The organism is bacterium (genome assembly GCA_021372515.1).
In the GTDB taxonomy this organism is placed as follows: domain Bacteria; phylum Gemmatimonadota; class Glassbacteria; order GWA2-58-10; family GWA2-58-10; genus JAJFUG01.
Genome location: JAJFUG010000023.1, coordinates 15,748 through 38,967, shown reverse-complemented (window position 1 = coordinate 38,967; position 23,220 = coordinate 15,748). Strand labels below are relative to the sequence as shown.

Annotated in this window: 18 protein-coding genes; all 18 read right to left on the bottom strand. The window is 60.2% G+C overall.

Annotation, left to right across the window (positions count from 1 at the left end; genetic code table 11):
- Nucleotides 1-211 precede the first annotated feature (211 nt).
- Nucleotides 212-1,033, bottom strand: a complete 822-nt coding sequence (locus tag LLH00_02075) for a glycoside hydrolase family 16 protein (GenBank protein MCE5270053.1) — start codon at nucleotides 1,031-1,033, stop codon at nucleotides 212-214.
- A gap of 84 nt (nucleotides 1,034-1,117) precedes the next feature.
- Entirely contained in the window at nucleotides 1,118-2,776 is a 1,659-nt protein-coding gene (locus LLH00_02070; GenBank protein ID MCE5270052.1) for a hypothetical protein, read from the bottom strand.
- Between the two features lie 289 nt (nucleotides 2,777-3,065).
- Nucleotides 3,066-4,556 (bottom strand): SEC-C domain-containing protein, encoded by a 1,491-nt coding sequence (locus LLH00_02065; GenBank protein ID MCE5270051.1) that lies wholly within the window; start codon nucleotides 4,554-4,556, stop codon nucleotides 3,066-3,068.
- Between the two features lie 50 nt (nucleotides 4,557-4,606).
- Nucleotides 4,607-5,794: a folate/biopterin family MFS transporter gene (locus LLH00_02060; protein MCE5270050.1), complete on the bottom strand. Its 1,188-nt coding sequence runs from the start codon at nucleotides 5,792-5,794 to the stop codon at nucleotides 4,607-4,609.
- Nucleotides 5,795-6,036: 242 nt separating this feature from the next.
- Nucleotides 6,037-6,807, bottom strand: coding sequence for an acyl-ACP--UDP-N-acetylglucosamine O-acyltransferase (gene lpxA, locus LLH00_02055; protein MCE5270049.1), 771 nt, complete (start codon nucleotides 6,805-6,807; stop codon nucleotides 6,037-6,039).
- Nucleotides 6,808-6,936: 129 nt separating this feature from the next.
- Nucleotides 6,937-8,328: a bifunctional UDP-3-O-[3-hydroxymyristoyl] N-acetylglucosamine deacetylase/3-hydroxyacyl-ACP dehydratase gene (locus tag LLH00_02050; protein MCE5270048.1), complete on the bottom strand. Its 1,392-nt coding sequence runs from the start codon at nucleotides 8,326-8,328 to the stop codon at nucleotides 6,937-6,939.
- Nucleotides 8,329-8,484: 156 nt separating this feature from the next.
- The gene (gene lpxD, locus LLH00_02045; GenBank protein MCE5270047.1) at nucleotides 8,485-9,534 is read right to left on the bottom strand and encodes a UDP-3-O-(3-hydroxymyristoyl)glucosamine N-acyltransferase; all 1,050 of its coding nucleotides are present in this window, start codon (nucleotides 9,532-9,534) and stop codon (nucleotides 8,485-8,487) included.
- A 16-nt stretch (nucleotides 9,535-9,550) separates the two neighbouring features.
- Nucleotides 9,551-10,093, bottom strand: a complete 543-nt coding sequence (locus tag LLH00_02040) for an OmpH family outer membrane protein (GenBank protein MCE5270046.1) — start codon at nucleotides 10,091-10,093, stop codon at nucleotides 9,551-9,553.
- Between the two features lie 69 nt (nucleotides 10,094-10,162).
- Nucleotides 10,163-10,744: an OmpH family outer membrane protein gene (locus LLH00_02035; protein ID MCE5270045.1), complete on the bottom strand. Its 582-nt coding sequence runs from the start codon at nucleotides 10,742-10,744 to the stop codon at nucleotides 10,163-10,165.
- A gap of 104 nt (nucleotides 10,745-10,848) precedes the next feature.
- Nucleotides 10,849-13,191, bottom strand: a complete 2,343-nt coding sequence (bamA, locus tag LLH00_02030) for an outer membrane protein assembly factor BamA (GenBank protein ID MCE5270044.1) — start codon at nucleotides 13,189-13,191, stop codon at nucleotides 10,849-10,851.
- A gap of 313 nt (nucleotides 13,192-13,504) precedes the next feature.
- The gene (locus LLH00_02025) at nucleotides 13,505-16,021 is read right to left on the bottom strand and encodes an ATP-dependent Clp protease ATP-binding subunit (GenBank protein MCE5270043.1); all 2,517 of its coding nucleotides are present in this window, start codon (nucleotides 16,019-16,021) and stop codon (nucleotides 13,505-13,507) included.
- Complete coding sequence (locus tag LLH00_02020; protein ID MCE5270042.1) at nucleotides 16,018-17,088, bottom strand: protein arginine kinase; 1,071 nt, start codon at nucleotides 17,086-17,088, stop codon at nucleotides 16,018-16,020. Before LLH00_02020 ends, LLH00_02025 begins: the two co-directional genes overlap by 4 nt.
- Nucleotides 17,089-17,118: 30 nt before the next feature.
- Nucleotides 17,119-17,640 carry a UvrB/UvrC motif-containing protein gene (locus LLH00_02015; GenBank protein ID MCE5270041.1) on the bottom strand — a complete coding sequence of 174 codons (522 nt, stop codon included), beginning with the start codon at nucleotides 17,638-17,640 and terminating at the stop codon, nucleotides 17,119-17,121.
- 52 nt (nucleotides 17,641-17,692) lie between these two features.
- The gene (locus tag LLH00_02010) at nucleotides 17,693-18,379 is read right to left on the bottom strand and encodes an ABC transporter ATP-binding protein (GenBank protein ID MCE5270040.1); all 687 of its coding nucleotides are present in this window, start codon (nucleotides 18,377-18,379) and stop codon (nucleotides 17,693-17,695) included.
- A complete protein-coding gene (locus LLH00_02005; protein MCE5270039.1) occupies nucleotides 18,372-19,616 on the bottom strand; it encodes an ABC transporter permease in 1,245 nt (414 codons plus the stop codon). Before LLH00_02005 ends, LLH00_02010 begins: the two co-directional genes overlap by 8 nt.
- 3 nt (nucleotides 19,617-19,619) lie before the next feature.
- Nucleotides 19,620-21,173 carry a lysine--tRNA ligase gene (gene lysS, locus LLH00_02000; GenBank protein ID MCE5270038.1) on the bottom strand — a complete coding sequence of 518 codons (1,554 nt, stop codon included), beginning with the start codon at nucleotides 21,171-21,173 and terminating at the stop codon, nucleotides 19,620-19,622.
- Nucleotides 21,174-21,248: 75 nt separating this feature from the next.
- Nucleotides 21,249-22,335, bottom strand: a protein-coding gene (gene prfB / locus LLH00_01995) for a peptide chain release factor 2 (protein MCE5270037.1) whose coding sequence is annotated in 2 segments (ribosomal slippage) — nucleotides 21,249-22,280 and nucleotides 22,282-22,335 — 1,086 coding nt in all. Because the reading frame shifts where the segments join, the coding sequence is not laid out codon by codon here.
- 214 nt (nucleotides 22,336-22,549) lie between these two features.
- Nucleotides 22,550-23,179: an HAD family phosphatase gene (locus LLH00_01990; GenBank protein MCE5270036.1), complete on the bottom strand. Its 630-nt coding sequence runs from the start codon at nucleotides 23,177-23,179 to the stop codon at nucleotides 22,550-22,552.
- Between the last annotated feature and the right edge of the window lie 41 nt (nucleotides 23,180-23,220).

The window sequence follows — 23,220 nt, the reverse complement described above, 5'->3', positions numbered from 1 at the left end:
CCAAGCCGGAGGATGAGGACACGTTCCTTCTGGGGGCCGACCTGGTGGGCCAGTTGCGCAGGAAAGCGCAGATCATGCGCGCGCACTGGCTGGATGTGCAGGACTGGATCGCCCCGCCGCTCAAGTGACCGGGCCTTGCCTGATGACAAAAAAAAGGGGCACGCCACGAAGACGTGCCCCTTTTCCTTTGCCCGGTTCTTAACCCTGCCGACTACTGTTCCTGGTACACCCGCACATAATCCACGTACATGCGCTGGGGGAACACGCTCTCATCCATGCCCTGCGCCGCGCCCCAGGCGCCGCCCACCGCGATGTTGAGGATCAGGTACTGCTCGTTGTCGAAAGGCCAGGAATCGACCCCGCCCCCATCGTTGGGAAAAGTGAAATATTTCCGGCCATCCACCAGGAAATCGATCTTCGTGCTGTCGCGCTCGATGGCGTAGACATGGAAATCCGCGTACGGGGCCTTGATCTCGGTCTTGTCGCCGTTCTTCACTTTCTGTGTGCGGATCGACTTGGGCGTGTGTGCGGTGCCGTAGATATTGTCCGGCTCGAAACCCACGTTCTCCATGATATCGATCTCGCCGCAGGCCGGGTAGCCCACCTGGTCGATATTCTCGCCCAGGGTCCAGATCGCGGGCCAGAGGCCGCGTCCGGTGGGGAGCTTGGCCCGCACCTCGATCCGGCCGTAGCCCCAGGCTGCCTTGTTGTGGGTGATCAGGCTGGCCGAGGTGTACTCTGAATTTTTGCGGGTTGCGCGCCAGTCATCCGTGGCCGTGGAATCGTAGGCCGGGTTGGCGAACTCCTCTTTCCGGGCCACCAGCACCAGGCAACCATCCTCCACGAACGAGTTCTCGGCGCGGCCGCGGGTGTAGTACTGAAGTTCCTCGTTGCGGACAAATCCCTCCTCGTAATCCCAGCGCGTGCTGTCTGGGCGCCCAGGCGTGTCGAACTCCTCGGACCAGACCAGCTTCATTTCCGCCGCCTGCAGCAGTCCGCAGGACAGCAGGAGAAACAGGACCATCGCTTTCATGCTCGCCTCTCCCCGCTCGTGAATGTTGAACCCGTTCGAGTAAGTTGCCGGACAGCGCCTGCACTCTGCCACCGGTATCCGCGCTTACAGACTGATCCTGACCGTATTGCCGTTGTCGTGGCGCAGGCGCAGCAGGCCGCCCCCGCCGGGAAGGCCGCTCCAGGTCCAGCCCTCGGCCTTAGAGTCGCCGCGCTCCTTGAGGGAAGCCCCCTCCACAGTGACCGCTTTGGGCTTGCGGCGCAGGCGGATGAGTTCCCCGGACTGCGGGTCGAAAGTCCGGTAGGCCACGGACTGCGGGCCGTAGCTCACGCTCTGCACCACGGAGCCGGAGCGCAGGATATGGTCCTGGTCCGCCGGGGCCCACTGCGGCACCGCGGCCAGCCCGGCCAGGAAATGACGGATGTAGTCGCCGTAGCCGTCCGAGAACCAGGACGAGGACCAGCCCGGCCCGACCCAGACATAGCCGTTGTCCTCGCAACAGTAGGTGGCGAAATTGAAGAAATGATAGGCCTCGTCCCGGTAGCGCGTCTCGCCCGTTTTCTCATAGTACAGGGCGCAAACAGAAGCATAGCGCGCGGTGTGGCTACCCATGGGCGAGTAGCACCAGGTCTGCTCCTTGATCCCCTCCAGGCTGTCGCCGAAAGCGCTGGCCACCCAGCCGAGCAGGTACGCCACATCCCGTCGCCAGAAACGGTCGGACTCCGGGTGCTGGAGAATGTAGCGGGCGGTCTCCATCGGGGTCACCTGCACGCGGTTCTCGCGCTGGGGGTCGCTGGGGATGTCCTCGAAATAGCCGTTCCAGATACAGGTCTTGATGGGGCCGTTCTTGGCGAACAGCCAGTCCCAGGCCAGGGCGCGCGCCCGGGAGTAGGCCTGGCTGCGCTCCTCGGACAATCCGATCCGCGTGTCCAGGCGCAGAAGCTCATCGAACAGGCGCACCGGCTCGATCACGTTGGAGCAGTACTCATCCACCACGGCTCCGGTGCGGGCGTTGACCCGGAACGGCCAGGGCGAGCGGCAGTCGTAGTCCACGGCGAAACGGGCCGTGTCCGCGCTCACGGCGCGGACTTTCCCGGCCAGGACATCCGCGCAGTCCAGGGCGGCTGCCAGGAACCGCTCCTCCCCGGTGACCTGCCAGAACCGGAGGTAGCCCACTCCCAGCTCGCCCACCTTGTCCGGCTCGATGCAGTGAAGGCCGTCGCCGCGGCGCTCAATCTCCCAGCGGGTGCCGCCCTGGTAGACCGGGCTGCGCGGGTCGGAGCTTGCGTAGGGGCAGTTCGGCCAGGGCCAGCCGGCGGGCGTGGTGCCATGCTTCAGCACGTGGTCCAGGCACTCGCGCACCAGGGGCAGACAGGAGCTGTCGCCCGAGAACGTGCGCCAGTCCAGGGCCAGGCTCTGGACAAACCCGGCGAACGTGCAGGCCGGGTTGTGGGTCCAGTCCAGCCCGGTGGTGCCTTTGTCGTAGTCCGGCGACTGCGCGGGGCCGCTGAACTCGGGGTGCACGAAATAGAGCTTGAGGCCGGAGGTGGGCTCCACCGGCACGCGCTTGAGGAGGAAGTCCACGGCCAGGCCGCAGACATGCGCGTAGGCCGCCCCGGGCGTGCCCGGCTGGTACCAGGCCAGGGTGTGACCCTGGCTGTCGAAAATCAGCTCGTGCGGCAGGAACGTGGCTTTGGCAGGCTCGGCGTGGGCCAGGGCGGCTTGCAGGAACAGGAATGCGAAAACGGCAAGTATGCGTCCCATCTGCCGCCGCTCCTTCCGGGGGTTTAAGGAGTGCTGTCTCAGAAACAATAAAACCGCCACCGGAACAAGTCTGATAGCAGTTTTCCATACGTAACACACCCCGCCCGCCTCAAGGCGGGCACCCCTCTCGAGAGGGGATTTTTACTGCCACATCCAGTGATTCGCAGACAGGTTGGAAATTGGTGCTTTTTATTCCCCTCTAAAAAGAGGGGTGGCGGCGCAGCCGACGGGGTGTGTGGAACTGAGCAAAAAGTGAGACTACAAGAACATCATTACGCTATTTTTACAATTAAGAAGTATTCATATTATTATATTGACAGCATTTTTTGTATTTTTTCCCTGAGCCACAAGGGCATGGTTTGTTTCTATTTAGGCTTTCTCGTATTGTCCCATCCTGTACTTTGTCATATGTAGTAACATCCGGATATTCTTCTTCGATGATTTTGCTTTTTTTGACATATGATTTAAGCTTAAAATCATCCATTAATTGTCTGGTGCTTTCTTGTTGCTCATTTGTCCAATTGGATGCATCAAGATAAAGCAGGTCTTCTGATCTTTCATCAATGTGTTCTCCCGATTCTGTAGCAATACCTATAATATTTTTTGAATCAGGTATCCGCATTTTTGCAATATAAGAAAAAGCTTTTAGCAGCGCTTTCCTTTGTTCTCTATACTCCTTATCTTCTATATCTTCCTTCCTGGGGTATAACATAAACACATATGTGGTCCCAGAGTTACGCTTATCACCAGACAAACAGTAACGTGTGGCTTGCTTATCAGAAGGCGTTTTGTTCAAGAGATCGATAAATGCTTTTGACAAAGCCCGTCGACTTAGTCTCGATTCTTTTGCGAGAAGTCTAAGGATTCTCTCAGTTGATAGTATTCCAGAAGGTTCTGCAAAATATTGTGTGCCATCGAATGCATGATTACTTGATCTGTCTATAAGATCATCCCAAAAATAACTTATAGTATCTTCTTCTTGCTGCTTTCTAAATGTATCACTATGTATAAAGCCAAACCAAAGTCCTTCAGGAAAATCCACTAAATTCACACTCGGTGGCAGATCAAAACCATGCATACCGTCTCTATCAATATTAGCAAGATAGTGTGCTAATAAATCTTCTTCGCCCGCCGCTATAACTATTTTATCCGACCTAAACAGCTGTTCTTTTTTTGTTAAATATGAGGTAAAATCAGCAATAGTATCGAGCTTGCCTAATATAGCGTTTAACGTAATGTCGTCCAGAATATGCACAAAAGTCTTCGATTTATCATAATCACCTATAAAGAAAGGCTTAGCAACATTTTGAATCCCATCCAAATCGGATCGTATCATTAAACTTCCGCTACCTCCCAAATCCTTAGCACATCTCCTTGCCACATCATGGGCTACAACAATTAGTGAAATATTTGCATCTCCGATATCCGGTAGCAAAAATGGCAATTTGTCTTTTGCTTTTCTATCCGTAAAAATTCTTTCTGGGAAATTCTTTATCCAACGTTCTGCTCCCCAAGCCTGATACACTGATTTCTCAATAGCTCTTTTATACCAGCGGCTCCAATCCTTTGATAGACAATCAGTTTCCGGGAATTTACAATATTTATCTGAAAAAATGATTATGTGGTTATCAAAAACGACCAACAAATCACACAATTCCTTCCCTGGACTTTTAAACAATCCAGGATAACTCCACATAGACAAAAATGTTTTATTGCATAAATATTGCAAATATCTTTCAGCCTCAGTCACCCCTTCGTTATGTTGAAATACTTTTCCCATATGATTTTATATCACCTTATTTCATCATATAATCTTTAAAAATGCGAACCCTACACCTCCTCAAACGCCAGCTTGTGCAGCACCAGGAACGGCAACAGCCCGCAGAGCGCCGAGATGACAAACAGCCAGGTCAGGCCCAGCCACTCCATCACGTAGCCGCCCAGAAGCACGTTGCTCTGGTCCATCAGGTTCTTGAACGAGACCGCCGTGGCAAAGGCGAATGTCTCCACCCCGCGTATCTTGCACATGGCCGTGGCCACGGTCAAAAGCGCGATGCTGCTCCAGGCGTTGAAAAACCCGCCGAGGAAATACAGCCCGTGCCCGTTCCAGGTCTGTATCCCCAGGCACGATATCTCCACCAGCGACCAGCCGATCAGCGAGGCCACGAACACCGGCCGCATCCCGAACCGCCGCCGCGCCAGGGGGAACGCCCCGATCCCGGCCAGGATACCCACATAGTAGGCCGTGGTGATCGCCCCCAGGAACTCGCCGCTGAACCGCTCCTCCAGCACCGGGTCGAAAAAGGTGGAGGTGTCCACCCCGAAGGCGACCAGGAACAGCAGGGCGAAAAGCCAGAAAAAGGCCGGGGTGCGTATCTGCCCCAGGCGCTGGCTGAAAGTGAGGGCCGCCTCGGGCTGAACCTCTGCCGTTTCCGGCTCGCCCGCGGCCTGCCCCGCCTCGACATAACGTTTGCGGTAGAGGAACACCGGCAGGAGCACGGCCAGGGAGGCCAGCGAGAACACATAATAAATCTGGGTGAACGCGGCCGTGCTCTCGGTGATCATCCCGCCGGCCCAGTTGGCGCAGAGCATCCCCCCGCCGAACCGGGCGGCGTAGACTATGCTCTGGATCAGGCTGCGGTTTTTCGCATGGCTCACCGACACGATCATCCCGTCGATCAGCACATCCAGCAGAGCGATCGCCACCACCTTGAGGCTCACCCCGGCGATCATCGCGGCCTGGGTCTGCGCCCGTGCGATCAGCAGCCAGCCGCCCGCCGAGCAGAGGACTCCCAGGCCCAGGGCGACCCGCGTGCTGAACCGCCGCCAGAAATCGGCGACAAAGCCCAGCACCGGCTTGAGCAGGATGAACCACATCCCGCCCAGGAACAGGGTCTGCGCCACCTGGGACGGGCTGAACTGCATCACCTTGCTCAGGTACACGTTCAGGATGAACGGGACTTCGGTAACGCCTTCGAGCAGGTAAACCGCGGCGAACAGGACGTACAACCGGGCCATCGGGAACCTCGGCTTTCGGTTATACTGAGCAGGAAGGGGAATCAGGCGCTTTAGACCGGCCTGATCCCATTAGGGGGTCAAAAACTATTGCATCTAATGCAGGGGCGCACCCGCGTGTGCGCCCGGGCGGACACATGGGCCCGCCCCTACAGGTCTTTATAAGAGAATCAATCGGACATTGTTGTCAAATCACCACACAACCTGCCTATTTCAAACAAACACCACTTCGCAGACCCTTCACCTCAGACCAGCACGCCGCGCTCGGAGCGGGCGATGAAATCGTTGAAAATCTTGATCTCCGGGAGCTGTTTCAGCTCGGTGCGCGCGATTTCCAAGGCCTGCGAGATGTTGTACTGGCTGCGGAAGAATATCTTGTAGGCGCGCTTGAGCTCCAGGCGCACCTCCTCGCTGAACCCGCGGCGCTGAAGGCCCACGGTGTTCAGGCCGTTGAGCATGATCGGGTTGCCCACGGCCATCACGTAGGGCGGCACATCCTTGGGCACCCGGCTGCCCCCACCGATGAAGCTATGCACACCCACGTGCACGAACTGGTGGATGCAGGTCAGGCCGCTGATTATGGCGAAGTCGCCGATCGTGACATGCCCGGCCATGTTGACCGCATTGGAGAGGATCACGTTGTCGCCCACATTACAATCGTGCGCCACGTGCGAATAGGCCATGATCAGGCAGTCGCTGCCCACATGGGTGGCGCAGCCCTCGGTGGTGGCGCGGTTCAGGGTGGCGAACTCGCGGATCGTGGTGCGGTCGGCGATTTCGAGATAGGTCGGCTGGCCGGTGTACTTGAGGTCCTGGCTGTCGGCGCCCAGGGCGGCCCCGTTCCAGAGACGGCAATCCCGTCCGATGGTGGTGTTCTTGTAGATGAAGACGTGCGGTCCGAGCACTGTGCCCGGGCCGATCTTCACGTTCGGGCCGATCACCGTATAAGGACCGACCTCCACGTCCCCGGCGATCTCTGCCGAGGGATCGATTATCGCGGTTGGATGAATGGCCAATTTTCTTTCCTCGCGGCAGGCCCCTGACTCAGGGGCCGAATTCACAATCCAGTCCGGGCTTTGCCGGCGCTGATAAGCATTCTGTTTCCTCTTGTGCAGCTTACTGTCTGCAAAACAGCCACCTTCCACTCAGACACCCGTATCCGGCAGACGGTCACGGTCGACGACCATGGCGGTCATCTCGGCCTCGGCCACCAGGTCATCGCCCACGTAGCTGCGTCCGTACATCTTGCAGATACGGTGGCGGAACTTGATCATCTCCACTTCCATCCTGAGCTGATCCCCCGGGAAAACCGGCTTGCGGAACTTGATCTGGTCCAGGCTCATGAAATACATCACCTTGTTCTCCGGCTCCGGGACGCTGTTCATCAGCAGCAGCCCGCCAGTCTGACCCATGGCCTCGATGATCAGCACCCCCGGCATGATCGGGTGTCCGGGGAAATGCCCCTGGAAGAAGTGCTCGTTCATCGAGACGTTTTTCAGGCCCACGACCCGCTTCTCAGCCTCGAAATGCAGGATCCGGTCCACCAGCAGGAACGGGTAGCGGTGCGGTATCTTGGCCATGATCTCCTTGATCCCCATGACCATCCCGCGGATATCACCCGGAGGCATATCCGAACCGGCCCGCCCGATGAGCTGACGGCCCTCCGCCGGGACAGAGATGTCCTCCACGGCCGCGGCCTGGTCCTGGCGGGCCAGGTGCTCGCGCAGTTTGCGCACCAGGGATATGTTGGTCGGGTGCCCGCTCTTGGAGGCGATGATATGCGCCTGGATCGGCATCCCCAGCAGGAACACATCCCCCAGCAGATCGAGAATCTTGTGGCGGACCAGCTCCTTGGGGGAGCGCAGCGGATCGTCGTTGAGGATGCGGTCCTTGTCGATCACCACCGCGTTGTCCAAGCTCCCGCCCTTGATCAGTCCTGCTTTCTTCAGCCCCTCGATGTCGTCCAGGAAAGCGAAGGTGCGGGCGATGGAGATGTACTTGCGGAAATTCTCGGGCGTGATCTCTATGGAATCGAACTGGCAGCCGACTATGGGGTTGGGGTACTCGATGTGGAAACTGATCTTGAGGCTGTCGCTGGGCAGGAGCAGGAAATGCACGCCGTTCTCCTCGAAGGTGAGCGGCTCGGTGAGGACCGCCACTTTCCGGGCCGCCTCCTGCTCGACCACCCCGGCGCTTTCCAGGGCCGTGACAAACACATGCGAACTGCCGTCCCCCACCGGGGTCTCGATCCCGTCCAGCTCGATGCGCAGGTTGTCGATCCCCAGCCCGGCCACCGCGGCCAGCACGTGCTCCACCGTATAGACCTTGGCGCCGTTGCTGGAGATAGTGGTGCCGCGGTTGACACTGCTCACATTCTCGACACGGGCCGGAATGACCGGCTGGTTTTCCATGTCCGTGCGGATAAACACTACGCCGGTGTTTACCTCGGCAGGGCAGAACTTGACAGTCGTGTGCACACCCGTGTGTATCCCGATTCCAGAACAACTGACAGGCCGGGCTATGGTCTTCTGCTTCACCAACCTCTCCTTATCCGTTAGAAGCCTTATAGAAAGGCAATCTCTGCTATTTTCTGAACCAGCAAGCGCATCCATTTAGCACCTGCCTACAACTCGGCCTCCCGAGCCAAAGGCCCTGGAGGCTCCGTTATCAACGCCACGGCTGAAAAACAAGGCTCAACTGGATTTGGAACCGTTTTCGAGACGGCGGACCCGTTCCAGTAAGCCCTTGACAGTATCAATCATCTGCGGCAATCGTGAAATCAGAGCCTGCGAACGTAAGGACTCGTGGTGCGGACGAGCGGGATAACCCGAGACCTCGGCATCCACCGGTATGCTCTTTGTAACGCCTGCCTGAGCGCCCACCTTGACCCGGTCGCCGATCCGCAGGTGGCCGCCCACCCCGGCCTGTCCGGCCAGGATCACACTCCGCCCGACCTTGGTCGAGCCACTCACGCCCACCTGGGCCACCACCAGGGTGTTGTCCCCTATTTCCACGTTGTGCGCGATATGCACCAAGTTGTCGAACTTAACCCCGTTGCCGATCCGGGTCGGGGCCAGGGTGCCGCGGTCGATCGTGGTGTTGGCCCCCACCTCGACATCATCGCCCAGCACCAGACCGCTCACCTGGGGCACTTTCTGCTGCACGCCGCGACGGTCGCAGACAAACCCAAACCCGTCCCCGCCCAGCACGCACCCGCTCTGCAGGAGGCAGCGCTGTCCCACTGTGACATGGTCCAGGACAGTCACACCCGGCATCAGACGGGTCTGGGCGCCGATCCGCGAATACTCGCCCACGTAGCTGCGGGCCTGCAGGATGCTGCCCTCGCCGATATGGGCATTCGGCTCCACCACCACCAGCGGGCCGATATACACCCCGGCCTCTATAGTTGCGCTCGGGTCGACCACCGCGGTGGGATGGATCCCGGGAACGAAATTGCGGCTCTGCGGATAGAACAGCTCCACGGTGTGGAGAAAACTCATGTACGGGTTGTCGACCAGCAGATAGTTCCGCTTGTCCGGCACATGCCCGTTGTTCTCGCTTATTATCACCGCGGCGGCGTTGGTGCTTCCGAGGCGGCTCAGGTATTTGGGGTTGGCCAGGAACGAAATGTCCCCGTCGCGGGCTTCCTCCAGACCAGCCACTCCCGATATCTCAACGTTCGGGTTACCTCTGACCTTGCCGTTCACTTTTTCGGCTATCTCACCCAAACAGTACTTTGGCAACTTTGGTACTCCTGTCTCAGCGCGCTTTCTGGTCCGTCTGCATGTTCAGCGCCTCCATCACCTGGTCGGTGATGTTGTACTCCTGATCAACGTACAAAAGCACTGAAGAGTCGAAAATCGCGGTGAAGCCAAGCTGACTCCCCTTCTCGCTTATCGCCCGGTTGACCCGCTCCAGCACCGACTGGCTAAGCTCCGCGTTGCGGCGTTTGAGAAGGCCGCTGTCCCCGTAAATCCGGCGATAGAACCCCACCACTTCCTTTTTTCCCTGCTCGGCTTTCCGCAGAAGACGCTTCAGTTCATCTTTCTGCGCCACCGTATCGGCTTTGACGGTAGAGGTGTCGGTCCCTTCCCGCAACGCTTTCTGCAAGGCGAGAAACGCCTTCTCGGCCGTGTCAACGGAATCCAGGACAGACTTGAGCGACTGCTGACGGTCGTAGAACTGCTGATCCCAGATCGAATTTTCCTTGTCCAGGATTTTCTGCACCTCTTTGACTGCCGGCAGGTCTCTCAGGATACGCTGGTCCTCCACAAAGCCGAATTTGGCCTCCTGGGCGACCAACTGTCCCTGTGCTGCTAACATAAGTAATAATAATACTAACTTTCTGCTCATATGGAAAGTTTTTTCTGTTTAACGACGAGGTGCCGAACCTGTCGTTGTGCTCCTGCCTGCTCCGGACTTTGCACCGGAAGGAGAAACATCCACACCCGTCTTCAGAACCTTGAGCACTTCCTCGGTCAGGTCCAGCCCTTCCTTGGCGTAGAGCAGACCCTGGGCGTTGAAGATCATGGTATAATTGTCACGCTGGCCCAGTATCTCGATGGCCCGGTTCACCTTGTCGTAGATCGGGGACAGCAGCTCCATCTTGCGCTTCTCGGCCTTGCCCTCGGGTCCGAACACATCCTGGTAGAACTTGACCGCTTCCTGGTTCTTCTTCAGTATCTCATCCTGCTTCTCGCGCTGCTTTTCCGGGCTGTAGAGCATCGATTTCTGCTTGAAATCCTCGCGCATGTCATCCAGTGCCTTCTGGTACTCGTTGAGCTGCGCCTGCCAGCTTTCGACTTCTTTCTCGTAGGTCTTGGCCGCGTCATCCGCCTCCGGGAAATTCTGGATCAGAGCCTCGACCTGCACGAAACCGAACTTGGCATCCTGCGCGAACGCAGCGGCCGAAAGACAGAGCACGGCGGCAATGGAGAGAATAATCGTACGCAAAAGCCTACCTCCGAATTGGGTTTATCGTTCCAACAGAATCTGTGTTGTTTTTCCAGACGAACAATCTGTCATATTTACCCTGCAATTACAATATTATTGTCGAATCAGTAGAACCGTCCGAAGCGGAAATGCGGCTGCCAGCCACCTTTAACGGGAATCCCGTAGGCATCGGTCCGGTCGAAGCCGTAGCCCAGCTCCAGGCCCAGCGGCCCCATCGGGGTCTCGAGCCGCACACCGAAACCCGCGCTGCGCCTCAGCTTGGACAGGTCCATGTCCGAAAGCTCGCTCCATACATTGCCCGCTTCCGCGAAGATCACACCGTAGACCATCTTGGTGATCTCGATCTCCTCCTCAGCCGTCACCACCAGGAACGCCCGTCCGCGCTTGTACTGCACGCCTCCCACGCCCACGCTGCGGTCATCGTAGCCTCGCAGGTGGATATCCGTGTCGCGGCCGTAGCCCGTGCCGCCCAGCACGTACATCTCGCGGAAATCGAGCAGCGGGCTTTTCGACCCGCCGAACGGGTTGACCACCCCACAGTTGGCTTTCAACCCCAGGGTGGCTTTCTCGGCTACGGTGGGGATATACCAGCGGGTGTCGATCCCGTATTTCTGATAGCCGATGTTGCCGCCGAAAGGCCCGCCGCTGAACTCGGCATCCAGCGAATGATAGGTCCCGTCCTTGGGGTGCTGGATGTTGAAGCGCGTATCCCGGGTCAGAGTCAGGGATACCTTGCTCGAGGTCTGCGGGTAATCGCCTGTGTTCACCCCAAGGTAGTTCATGATCGTGGTGCTGTCGCCCCGGATGTCGATCGCCTGGAGCGAATAGCCCGTGTAGATCCGCACGTTGTCGAACGGTGTCGGGAAGCCGAAGCGCGTGTAGAATCCCTTGTACAGGTCCTGGTAAGGGTCGTTCTGGTAGCGGCGCCGCATGTTGAAGATTCCGACGTCGAACGAGACCGGACTATTCAAGAAATACGGGTCCATGTAGCTCAGGTCCACGTTGTTCATGCGGCTGCCGATCTCCAGACGCAGCTGCACGCTCTTGCCCCGTCCGAACAGGTTGCTCTGGGTCAGGTCCAGGAAACCGGTCATGCCGTAGCCGCCGCCGAAGCCGGCCCCGAAATTGGCGCTGCCGGTGTGCTTTTCCTTGACCTTGAACACCAGGTCCACCTCGTTGGTCTCGGCCACCGGGCGCGGCTCCACGCCGATATCCTGCTCGAAGAACCCGCTGTTGACCAGGTTCTGGTAGCTGGCCTTGACCAATGGCTGGCGGAACAGGTCGCTGGGATAGACCATCACCCGGCGGCGGATCACATCCTCGAACGTGCTCTCGTTGCCGCGGATGATGATCTTGCGCACCGTGGCCGGCTCGCCCTCCTGCAGCACCAGGTTCACGTTGATCGTGCTGTCCTTGTACTCGCGCAGCGGCTGGGTCTGAAGGTAGATGTAGCCCTCATCTCCATACAATTCCTGGACTTTCTGGATGCTCTCCTTGAACTTGTCCTCGTTGAAAACGCTGCCCTCTTTCAGGGTGAAAGCGTTCTTGACCGCATCGTCCGGGAAATGGCTGTTCCCGGTGACATCCAGCTTGCCCAGGAAAAATTTGTTCCCCTCATCCACGCTGACACGGATGACCACGTCGCGGCTGCCTTCCTTGAACTCCATCTTGTGGCCCATGATCTGGGCGTTGACGAAGCCGTTCTTGCGGTAGAACTCGGGCAGCTTCTCGCTCATGTCCTTCTGGAACTTCTCGTCCTCGTAGCCGCCCCCGCGCCAGAACTTGAGCCAGGATTTCTCCTTGGTCTTCAGCGCCCCCTTGAGTTTGGCCGCGGGGAAATTATGGTTGCCTTCGAAATCGATGCTCCTGATCCGAATCTTCTGGCCGTCCTCGATCTTCAGCGTCAGCTCGATCCGTCCCGCCGACTTGGTGTCATCGGTCACTGGCTCGACCTTGGTGTTGTAATAGCCTTTCTTCTCGTACAGACCGATGACCTTGTTGACGGATTCCTGGAGCTTGGAGGGCGAGTAGAGGCCGCCGATGCGCAACGGCACGGCGTCCTTGATGTCCTGCTCCTTGATTTTCTTGTTACCCTTGAATTCCAGGCGCGAGACGATCGGGTTCTCTTTCACCTTGATCGTCAGCTTGAGGCCGCCGGGCGCCTGTTCGGACAGGATTTTTATGTCCGAATAGAGGCCCTGTTCCCAGAGGCTTTTGATCGCCCGCCGGATGTTGAAGATGGAATAGGTGTCGCCCACGTTGAGCTGGGCCTGGCTCAGCACGCGGCGGTTGGCCACGCGGTCGTTGCCCTCCACCGTCACATCCACGATCTTCTGTTCCTCCTGCTGGGCGAAAACAGTCCCCACGCCCAGATGTCCCGTATGGGGAACCAGGAGAAAGAAAAACGCAAGGGCCAGGAATTTAGAGGCCAGAAGCTTCGCAGGCATTTTCTTGAGATACGGAATTAAAAGGCTGGCTCTGTGATGAGTGGCTCTCTGTCGTATCCGGTGCTTTTCCAGGGTCATTTTTTCTTTTCTTGCGAGAGGATTGAAGGCATTGAGCTTTCACCGGCTACGAATTTCTCGCCGCTCCAGCACACGGTGACACAGTCTGAGGTGAAAAGGCCTTACGTAATATCACCCTGCGGCCCTGATGCTTCGCCCGTATCGACAGGAACATCAGGGCCGCAGGGTTGCCGTTGCATCCGGGGGACCGGCCCGGATTTCAGACTCAGGATCGGTTTCCGCCGGGACAGGGGTCCTAACGGGAGGAGGTTCTCACCCCCGGCTCCTCCAGCATCGAGCCGGAGACCGTGAACTCCAGCTTCTCCTCCGTCTCGTTGGCCGAGATCCGGATAATATCGCCAGGCTTGAAAGCGTTGCTCAGGAACTTCTCCGACAGGGCATCCTCCAGGTAGCGCTGGATGGCCCGGCGCAGCGGCCTGGCGCCGAACTCCTGATTGTAGCCCTTCTCGGCCAGCAAAGCCTTGGCCTGGTCGGTCAGCTCGATGGAATAGGCCCGCTCGTTCAAACGGTTTTGCAGGTCCGCCACGAAAATATCGACGATCTTCTTGATGTCCTCGATCGAGAGCGGGTGGAACACGATGATCTCATCCAGGCGGTTGATGAACTCGGGGTTGAACACCTTGTTCACTTCGCCCTTGATCTTGCCGGCGATACGGTCGTAGTCGGCATTCATGTCATCCGAGCGGTGGAAACCCACCGAGCCGCTCTTGATCTCGCGGGCGCCCACGTTGCTGGTCATGATCACCACGGTGTTCTTGAAATTGATCTTGCGCCCGTAGTTGTCGGTCAGAGTCCCGTCATCCAGTATCTGCAGCAGGATGTTGAACACATCCGGGTGCGCTTTTTCGATCTCGTCGAACAGCACCACCGAGTAGGGTTTCAGGCGAACTTCCTTGGTCAGGGAGCCGCTGTCCTCGTAACCCACGTATCCCGGAGGCGCGCCCAGCAGGCGCGAAACCGAGAACTTTTCCATGTACTCGCTCATGTCCACCTGGATCAGGGCGTTCTTGTCGGCGAACAGGAACTCGGCCAGGGCGCGCCCCAGCTCGGTCTTGCCCACACCGGTCGGGCCGCAGAAAATGAAAGAGCCGATGGGGCGCCGAGGGTCCTTGAGCCCGGCGCGGGCCCGGCGGATGGCCCGGCTGATCGCCTCTACCGCCTCGTCCTGGCCCACCACGCGCCTGCGCAACTCGTCCTCCATCTTGAGCAGGCGGCTGGTCTCGTTCTCACTCAGGCGCACCACCGGAATGCCGGTCCAGCGCGAGACGATGAACGCCACGTCCTCGCTCTCCAGCGTGGCGGAGTAGCCACTCTGCGGGCCGACGCCCTGGGTCTCCTCCTCGATCTTCTTACGCAGCTCGTGCTCGCGGTCGCGCAGCTTGGCCGCCACCTCGTACTCCTGCTGGCTGATCGCCTTTTCCTTCTCGCGCACCACGCGCTTCAGCTCTTCCTCGAACTCCAGCACCTTGCGCGGCGGGGCCTGGGAGGCCAAGCTCTTGCGAGCGGCGGCCTCATCCAGCACGTCGATAGCCTTGTCGGGCAGGAAACGGTCGGTGATGTAGCGCTCCGACAGCTTCACCGCGTCGACCATCGCCTCGCGGCTGATCTTGATGTTGTGGTGCTTCTCGTAGCTTTCGCGCAGGCCCTCGATGATCTGGATCGTCTCCTCGATCGTGGGCGGCTCGACCATCACGGTCTGGAACCTTCGCTCGAAAGCCCCGTCCTTCTCGATGTACTTGCGGTACTCGTTGAGCGTGGTGGCCCCCACGCACTGGAGTTCGCCGCGGGCCAGGGCCGGCTTGAGCATGTTCGAAGCGTCGATCGCGCCCTCGGCCGCACCGGCCCCGATCAGGGTGTGCAGCTCGTCGATGAACAGGATCACGGTGCGGTTTTTCTGTATCTCGTTGATCACGCCCTTGAGCCGCTCCTCGAACTGGCCGCGGTACTTGGTGCCGGCGATGATCGCGGCCATGTCCAGGGCCAGCACGCGGTACTCGCGCAGGCTGGGCGGAACCTCGCTCTTGATGATGCGCTGGGCCAGGCCCTCCACGATGGCGGTCTTGCCCACGCCCGGCTCGCCGATCAGCACCGGGTTGTTCTTCTTGCGCCGGCTGAGGATTTCGATCACACGCTCGATCTCGCTGGCGCGGCCGATGGTCGGGTCCAGCTTGCCGTCGCGGGCCAGCTCGGTCAGGTCACGGCAAAAATGGTCCAGGGCCGGGGTCTTGGTTTTCTTGCCCAGCTTGGAATCCGGGTCCGGCGACACCGGGCCGCTGCCCAGCGACTCGGAGCCGCTCTCGGAGGCCTCGAAGCTTTCGCCGCCCAGGAGCTTCAGGGTCTCCTGGCGCACTATGTCGGCGTTGACGCCCAGGGCCGAAAGGACCTTGGCCGCCATGCCGCTTTCCTCGCGCAGAAGGCCGAGCAGAAGGTGCTCGGTGCCCACGTAGCTGTGTTTCATGGTCCGGGCTTCCTCGATGGCGTATTCCAGCACTTTCTTGGCCACCGAGGTGTAGGGCACATCGCCGATGGTCAGCGTGCTGCCGCCCGGCTTGACCAGCTCCTCCACCTTGATCCGGATGGTCTCCAGGTCCAGGCCGATCTGGTTGAGCACCGCCGCGGCCACTCCCTCGCCCTCGCGGATCAGGCCCAGAAGGATATGCTCACTGCCTATATAGTCATGGTGCAGACGTCCGGCCTCGTCCCGGGCCAGGGAGAGGACCTTGCGCACTCTTTCGGTGAACTTGTTGTTCATAATGGACCTCTATCGGTTTCGGTGTCATTGAAATATGACCGAATCACGTTGGCACGGTATATGTCGCGCTCCACGGGGTCGAGAATCCTCCCGGCCGCAATGTCCAGATGGGCATCCTGGGAGCCGATCAGCATATGGTTGACCTTTGATACACTTAGGGTTTTGATAAGTTTCATGCTCACCCCCAGGCGCACAGCGCTCAGGAGGTTCATCACCTCCTCGACGCTGATGGTGCGGGCGTGTTCGAGGATGCCGTAGGCCCGCCAGACCTTGTCCTGGATATAGTAGCCCGCGTCCCGGAACAGGATGCCGCGGGCGTTGCTCTCGTGCTCGATGATCTGCCGGGTCACCCGGCCCAGGTGCTCGATCAGCTCGGATTCGCTCTTGCCCACTGTTACCTGGTTGGAGACCTGGAAAAAGTTCCCGATCACCTCGCTGCCCTCACCGTACAGGCCGCGGAAAGTGAGGCCGATCTGCGAGATGCCACGCAGGACTTTCTGTATCTCCTTGGTCAGGACCAGCCCCGGCAGGTGGATCAGCACCGAGGCCCGCAGCCCTGTGCCGGTGTTGGTCGGGCAAGAGGTAAGATAACCGAACTTGGGGTGGAAATCAAACTCGACACGCCGACCCAGGCGGGTTTCCAATGCGTCCGCCCGCTCCAGGCACTTGGCCAGGTTGAACCCCGAGGCGATGCCCTGGATGCGCAGGTGATCCTCCTCGTTGACCATCACCGAGAACAGGTTGCCCCGTCCCAGCAGCAGCGAGGCCCAGCGACGGCGGTTGAGCAGGTCCTGGCTGATCAGGTGCTCCTCCAGCAGGTAGCTGCACTCGGAGGGTTTCAGCTCGTTCAGATCGATCCGCACCAGCGGCGGGATCGTTTTCTCCGCCCCCACCGCGGCGTTGATCTCGTCCAGCACCTGGCTCTCGTCCTCATCCGCGTTGGTGGTCGAGTACGGGAAGCCTTTGAGGTTACGGGCCAGACGGACCCGCGAGCTGAGCACAATATCGCTGCTCTCGCCGCTGCCGTCCAGCCATTCGGAGGGACGCTCTTTCATCGGAAACGCCATGACACACCTTCCAAATTTTATATTCCAGCCCTATTTCGAGGGCTTGCTCTCTTTTTCCAGGTTCAGTATCTCATCCCGCAGGCGGGCGGCCTCCTCGTAGTTTTCGAGCTTGACCGCATCGGACAGCCTTTTCTTCAGCTCGCGCACCTTGAGCTGGTCGTTGATCGCCTGGCTGTCGGCGCGCCCCGGGCGTTTGCCCACGTGGAACGAGCTGCCCTGGATGCGCCGCAGAAGCATATCCACCTGGTTCTCGAACACGAAATAGCAGCGTCCGCAGCCCAGGCGCCCGGTTTTCTTTATATCGTCTAAGGTGCTGCCGCAGAACGGACAGCTTCCGGCCGCGGAGTCGCCGCCCGGCTCGGTCAGATCCTTGAGCACCTGGCTTTTCTGCTCCGGGGCGAACGCGGGCTGCTCATCGCTGTCGAGCTTGACCCCCTTGAGACCGTGCTGCTCGGCGCACTCGCGGCAGAGGTTCAAGCTCACCACCTCCCCGTCCTTGACCTGGGTGAAGTGGATCTCGGCCTCGTTCTTCTTGCATTTCTCACACTTCATTCCGCACTCCAGGAACTTAAGACTGATCAATCAGCCCGCGGGGTGACAACTCTCAGGCCACCGGCAGAAGGCGGCCCTCATCGAGCAGAAGGCTGCGGCCGGTCATCCCGGCCAGGCCCTGGTCGTGAGTGACCAGCACCAGGCCCATGCCGCGCTTGCGAATCTGTCCGAACAGAAGTTCGCTCACCAGGGCGCCGTTCTCACGGTCCAGGTTGCCGGTGGGCTCATCGGCCAGCACGAAATCCGGTTCGTGCACCAGGGCCCGGGCCACGGCCACCCGCTGCTGCTCGCCGCCGGAGAGCTGCGCCGGACGGTGCTCCAGGCGCTCGCCCAGGCCCATCTCCTCCAGGGCCGCGGCCGCGGTGCGGCGGGCCTTGGAGGCGGCCACCCCCGCGATCCTCAGCGGCACCATCACGTTCTCCAGGGCCGAGAACTCGGACAGCAGGTAGTGAAACTGGAAAATGAACCCGAGACGGCGGCTGCGCAGACGGCTGCGGGCGCGGTCATCCAGCTGGCCCACCACCTTGCCGTCGATCTCCACCTCGCCCCGGCTGGGGTCCTCCAGCGCGCCCAGGATATGCAGCAGCGTGCTCTTGCCCGCCCCGCTTCGCCCGACAATGGAGACCGAGTCCCCCCGCTCCAGGCGCAGGTCCACCCCGCGCAGCACATGGAGCAGGCCCTTGTCCCCGCTTGGATAGTCTTTTTCCACCGCATTTGCGGTCAAGGCCGATTCACTCATACCTGATAGCATCCACCGGGGCCAGACGGGCCGCACGGAAAGCCGGGTACAGGGTGGCGGCCAACGAGATCAGAAGGCTGGCCCCGGCCACGGTCAGGAAATCACCGGCCTGCATTATAACCGGGATATGGTCGATGAAATACACCTCGCCGCTCACGTTAAGCGGGTGGCTGGACAGAAAACGCGCCACCGCGTAACCCGCACCCAGGCCCAAGGCGGTGCCCACCGCCCCGATCACCGCCCCGTCCAGCACGAACACCAGCCCCACTGAGCGGGCGCTGAAACCCATCGAGCGCAGGATTCCGATCTCGCGGCTCTTTTCCACCACCAGCATGGTCAGGGTGCCGACTATGTTGAACGAGGCCACCAGCACGATCAGGGTCAGGATGATGAACATCACTGTCTTTTCCAGCTTGAGCGCCTCGAACAGGTTCTTGTTGAAACTCATCCAGTCCGTGCCGGTGAACGGGTAGCCCAGCAGGACTGTCAGGCTGTCGCGCACCGCGGTCGCGTCTTCCGCGTCGCGCGCCCGGACCTCGATATCGGTGATGGCATTTTTCATGCCGAAAAAGGACTGCGCCTCGCTCAGCGAGAAATAGGCGAATTTCGAGTCAGCATCGTACAGCCCGGTCTCGAATATGCCGCTCACCTTGTACTTACGCCACAGCGCCGACATCCCGAACAGCGGCGAGAACCGCACCCCACGCGGCGCCCAGACCGTGATGATATCGCCCTCGGCCACGCCCAGCACGGCCGCCATGTAGCTGCCTATCACCACCGCCGGGTAGATCGGCCCGTCCGGGTCATCCTGGCTGCGTTGGAACGCGAAATCGCCGTTCACCATGTGCTGCGCGATCCCGGTGATCGAATCCTCGCGCGCCGGGTCGATCCCGCGCAGGATCGCCCCGGTGTTGCCGCGCTCGGAGACGATCATCCCCTCGCTGTAGACCAGCGGCGCGGCGTACTTAACCCCGGGCTCGGCCGCCACCACGGCCAGCAGGGAATCGTAATCCGTGATTCCCTCGCCGTTGTACTTCATCAGGGTCACATGGGGCATGGTGCCCAGTATCTTGGCCTTCAGGTCATCGTGGAACCCGTTCAGCACGGCCAGGATTACGATCAGGGCCATCACCCCCACGAACACCCCGCCTACGCTGATCAGAGTGAACAGCGACAGGTAGCGTTTGTGCCGGCGCGAAAACAGGTAGCGCAGGCCGATTTCAAGCTCGACCCGCATGTGTCATTCCGGTCGCATTTGCGGGAAAAGGATCACATCCTTGATCGAGCTCTGCCCGGTGAGCAGCATCACCAGACGGTCCACGCCGATACCCACCCCGCCGGTGGGAGGCATGCCGTATTCCATGGCCCGAAGGTAGTCCTCATCCAGCACCTGGGCCTCGTCATCCCCCAGGTCGCGCAGGCGCATCTGGCTCTCGAACCGCCCGCGCTGATCCAGCGGGTCGTTCAGCTCGGAGAAGGCGTTGGCCAGCTCCATGCCGCCCACGATCAGCTCGAACCGCTCGGTCAGGTCCGGCTGGCTGCGGTGACGCTTGGCCAGGGGACTGGTTTCGAGCGGGTAGTCGATCACGAAAGTCGGGGCGATCAGGTTCGGCTCCACCAGCTCGCCGAACAGCTCATCCAGGAGCTTGCCCACCCCCATGCCCTTCTCCACCTGGATCTCGTGCTTGCGGCACAGGGCGGCCAGGCGCTCGCGGTCCAGCTCACCCCGGAAAGCCTCCGGCTCGCCGGTGGCCTCGGCCAGCAGCTCCAGCATCGGGGCGCGCCGCCAGGGGCGGGCCAGGTTGATTTCCCGCCCGCACCACTCCACTTTCGTGGTCCCCTCGCCCAGCACGGAGCAGGCCACCTCGCCGATCAAGGCCTCCACCGTATCCAGCATGACATTATAGTCGGCGTAGGCCTGGTAGAACTCCAGCAGAGTGAACTCCGGGTTGTGGCTGCGGTCCAGGCCCTCGTTGCGGAAATCCTTCGAGAACTCGTAGACCCGGTTCAAGCCCCCCACGATCAGGCGTTTCAGGTACAGCTCGTTGGAGATACGCAGGTAGAACTTGGCGTCCAGAGCATTGTAATGGGTCATGAACGGCCGCGCCGAGGCCCCGCCGTAGATCGGCTGCAACACCGGGGTCTCCACCTCCAGGAACCCGCGCCCGTCCAGGCTGCGCCTGAGCGCCGCCACGATGGCGGCCCGGGTGCGGAACACGGCGCGCACCTCGGGGTTCACCACCAGGTCCACGTAGCGCTGACGGTAGCGCAATTCCTTGTCTTCCACTTTATCATACACGATTTTCTGATCGCCAACAACTTTTTCCTTGACCACGGGCAGCGGTCGTATGCTCTTGCTCAACAAGGCAATAGATTCCACGTGCAGTGTCACCTCGCCCGTGCGGGTGCGGAACAGGTAGCCGCGCACGCCCACGATGTCGCCGATATCCAGCAGCTTGACCACTTCGTAATCCGCCTCGCCCACTTCCTCGGCCCGGGCGTAGAACTGTATCCGGCCCGACCCGTCATCCAGGTGCGCGAATGTCACCTTGCCCTTGGGCCGCAGCGACATCACCCGGCCGGCCAGGCTGACCCGCTCGCCGCTCTCTGGCGTCTCCGTATCATGGAAGCTCTCCAGGAGCGTTGCCGCCTGCGTGCTCACGTCCCAGGCGTAGGGATAGGGGTTGACTCCCATCCGGCGCAGGGTGTCGAGCTTCTCGATGCGCACCCGCTCCAGCTCATGACGGTCCTCCAGGGGGCTCTCCCCCTGGTTCGATGTCTCGTTCTCAGTCACTTTTGTCCACCGCTCGTTTAATATATTTTGAAGTTCAGTCCATTCAGACGGTATGCGTGCGCTGCCAAAACGCGCTCAATCCTTCCCGCCGAATTTCTGCAAATAAGCCTGGATGAACCCGTCGATCTCGCCCTCCAGCACCGCCCCTGAATCGCCTTTCTCGTAGCCGGTGCGATGGTCTTTGACCAGGGTGTAGGGGTGCAGCACGTAGCTGCGGATCTGGTTGCCCCAGGCGATCTCGGTCTTCTCGGCCTCCACGGCGTCCCGCTCGACCTGCTCGGCCGCCATCATGTGCTCGTAGAGGCGGGCGCGCAGGATTTTCATCGCGCTGTCCTTGTTGCGGTGCTGGCTGCGCTCGTTCTGGCACTGGGCCACAATCCCGGTGGGAAGGTGGGTGATCCGGATGGCCGAGCTGGTCTTGTTCACGTGCTGGCCGCCCGCGCCCGAGGAGCGGTAGGTGTCGATCCGCAGGTCTTTCTCCTCGATGTGCACCTCCAAGTCGCTCTCGATCTCGGGGTAGACGAACACCGAGGCGAAGGAGGTGTGACGGCGGCTGTTGGCGTCGAACGGGCTGATACGCACCAGACGGTGGATGCCCTTTTCGGCCTTGAGGTAGCCGTAGGCGTACTCGCCCTGCACCTCGATGGTCATGCTCTTGATCCCGGCCTCTTCGCCTGGCAACAGGTCGAGCACGCTCTGCTGGAAGCCTTTCGTCTCCAGCCAGCGGGTGTACATGCGGGCCAGCATCTGGGCCCAATCCTGGCTCTCGGTGCCGCCGGCGCCCGGATGGATGGTCAGAAGGGCGTTGCGGTGGTCATCCCGGCCGGAGAGCATGTGACGCATCTCCAGGTCATCCAGTTCCTTGGCCGCAGCTTCGGCATCCCGCTCCAGCTCCGCCGCCGACTGCTCGTCCTCTTCCTCGGCCAGCTCGGCCAGCTCGGCCAGGTCGCTCAAACGCTTGCCCAGCGACTTGACCGGCTCGGTCCAGCGCTTGATCGCGTTGGCCTCGTCGATCACCTTGCGCGCCCCCTCCTGGTCGTTCCAGAACGAGGGCTCGGCCATTTTCAGCTCCAGCTCGGCCAGACGGGCGGCTTTCTTGTCCAAGTCAAAGAAAACTCCGCAGTTTGGTCAATCTCTCGCTAAGTTCCTGCGCGTGCTCCATAATTTTTTCCAGCACTGGTCAGCCTCACTCGTTTATTTTTAAAGCCGTACCGGTCTTACGGTTACAGCCTCCCGTGTCTGCGGCGGCGTCGAACCGGGCCATCGCCCTGTCCCATCCCTCCGGGTGGCGACAAAGCAAGTAATCTAATAAATAAATCTCTTCCGGGCAAGCTGTTATCCACCTTCCCCTCCCGGCGCCGACATTCAGCCCCGGTTCAGACCAGGGCATCCAGTTTCAGGCCCAAGCCCGACAGGGCCGCCTCCAGCAGGGCGCGGGTTTCTGGGAAATTCCGGTACTGGATCGAGCGCAGCCCGAACTCCTCGGCCGCGGCCACGTTCTCGGGACGGTCATCCACGAACAGGCACTCCGCCGGGTCGAGTTCCAGTTTCTCCAGGGCCAGGCTGTAGTAGCGGCGGTCGGGCTTGAGCGCCCCCAGTTCCCAGGACAGGGCCATGCCGTGGTGGAACAGCATCTGCGGGTACTTGTCGAACAGCGGCGGGATGTGCAGCGGGTCGGTGTTCGACAGGAAATACACTCCCATGCGCCGCGACAGGGCGGCGCCCAGACGGATGAGCGGCGCGTTGGGCCTGAAATGGCCGGTCCAGATCAGAACGAAATGCTCGTAACTCAGACGGCAGCCGCTCAGTTCCAGGAACACCTCGTAAAATCGCTGCGGAGTGATCTCGCCGCGCTCCAGCGCCATCTGGGCCTCGTGCGGGAACACCCGCTGCGGGCCGAACTCCTCCGGCGGCAGCGTGCTGTAGGCGGCAAACTCGCGGACAGTGGTCTTGTGGTCCAGCATCAGCAGCACATTACCCAGATCGAAAAGCAGGTTCCGTATCATCGTCCCTATTCCCTGTACTCGCGTTGAGCGTTAATTTAGGA

Excerpts from the sequence above, each read along its gene's own strand:
- LLH00_02075 (MCE5270053.1), bottom strand. The coding sequence starts at position 1,033 with ATGAAAGCGATGGTCCTGTTTCTCCTGCTGTCCTGCGGACTGCTGCAG.
- LLH00_02070 (MCE5270052.1), bottom strand. The coding sequence starts at position 2,776 with ATGGGACGCATACTTGCCGTTTTCGCATTCCTGTTCCTGCAAGCCGCC.
- LLH00_02065 (MCE5270051.1), bottom strand. The coding sequence starts at position 4,556 with ATGGGAAAAGTATTTCAACATAACGAAGGGGTGACTGAGGCTGAAAGA.
- LLH00_02060 (MCE5270050.1), bottom strand. The coding sequence starts at position 5,794 with ATGGCCCGGTTGTACGTCCTGTTCGCCGCGGTTTACCTGCTCGAAGGC.
- bamA (MCE5270044.1), bottom strand. The coding sequence starts at position 13,191 with ATGCCTGCGAAGCTTCTGGCCTCTAAATTCCTGGCCCTTGCGTTTTTC.
- LLH00_02025 (MCE5270043.1), bottom strand. The coding sequence starts at position 16,021 with ATGAACAACAAGTTCACCGAAAGAGTGCGCAAGGTCCTCTCCCTGGCC.
- LLH00_02020 (MCE5270042.1), bottom strand. The coding sequence starts at position 17,088 with ATGGCGTTTCCGATGAAAGAGCGTCCCTCCGAATGGCTGGACGGCAGC.
- LLH00_02015 (MCE5270041.1), bottom strand. The coding sequence starts at position 17,640 with ATGAAGTGTGAGAAATGCAAGAAGAACGAGGCCGAGATCCACTTCACC.
- LLH00_02010 (MCE5270040.1), bottom strand. The coding sequence starts at position 18,379 with ATGAGTGAATCGGCCTTGACCGCAAATGCGGTGGAAAAAGACTATCCA.
- LLH00_02005 (MCE5270039.1), bottom strand. The coding sequence starts at position 19,616 with ATGCGGGTCGAGCTTGAAATCGGCCTGCGCTACCTGTTTTCGCGCCGG.
- LLH00_01990 (MCE5270036.1), bottom strand. The coding sequence starts at position 23,179 with ATGATACGGAACCTGCTTTTCGATCTGGGTAATGTGCTGCTGATGCTG.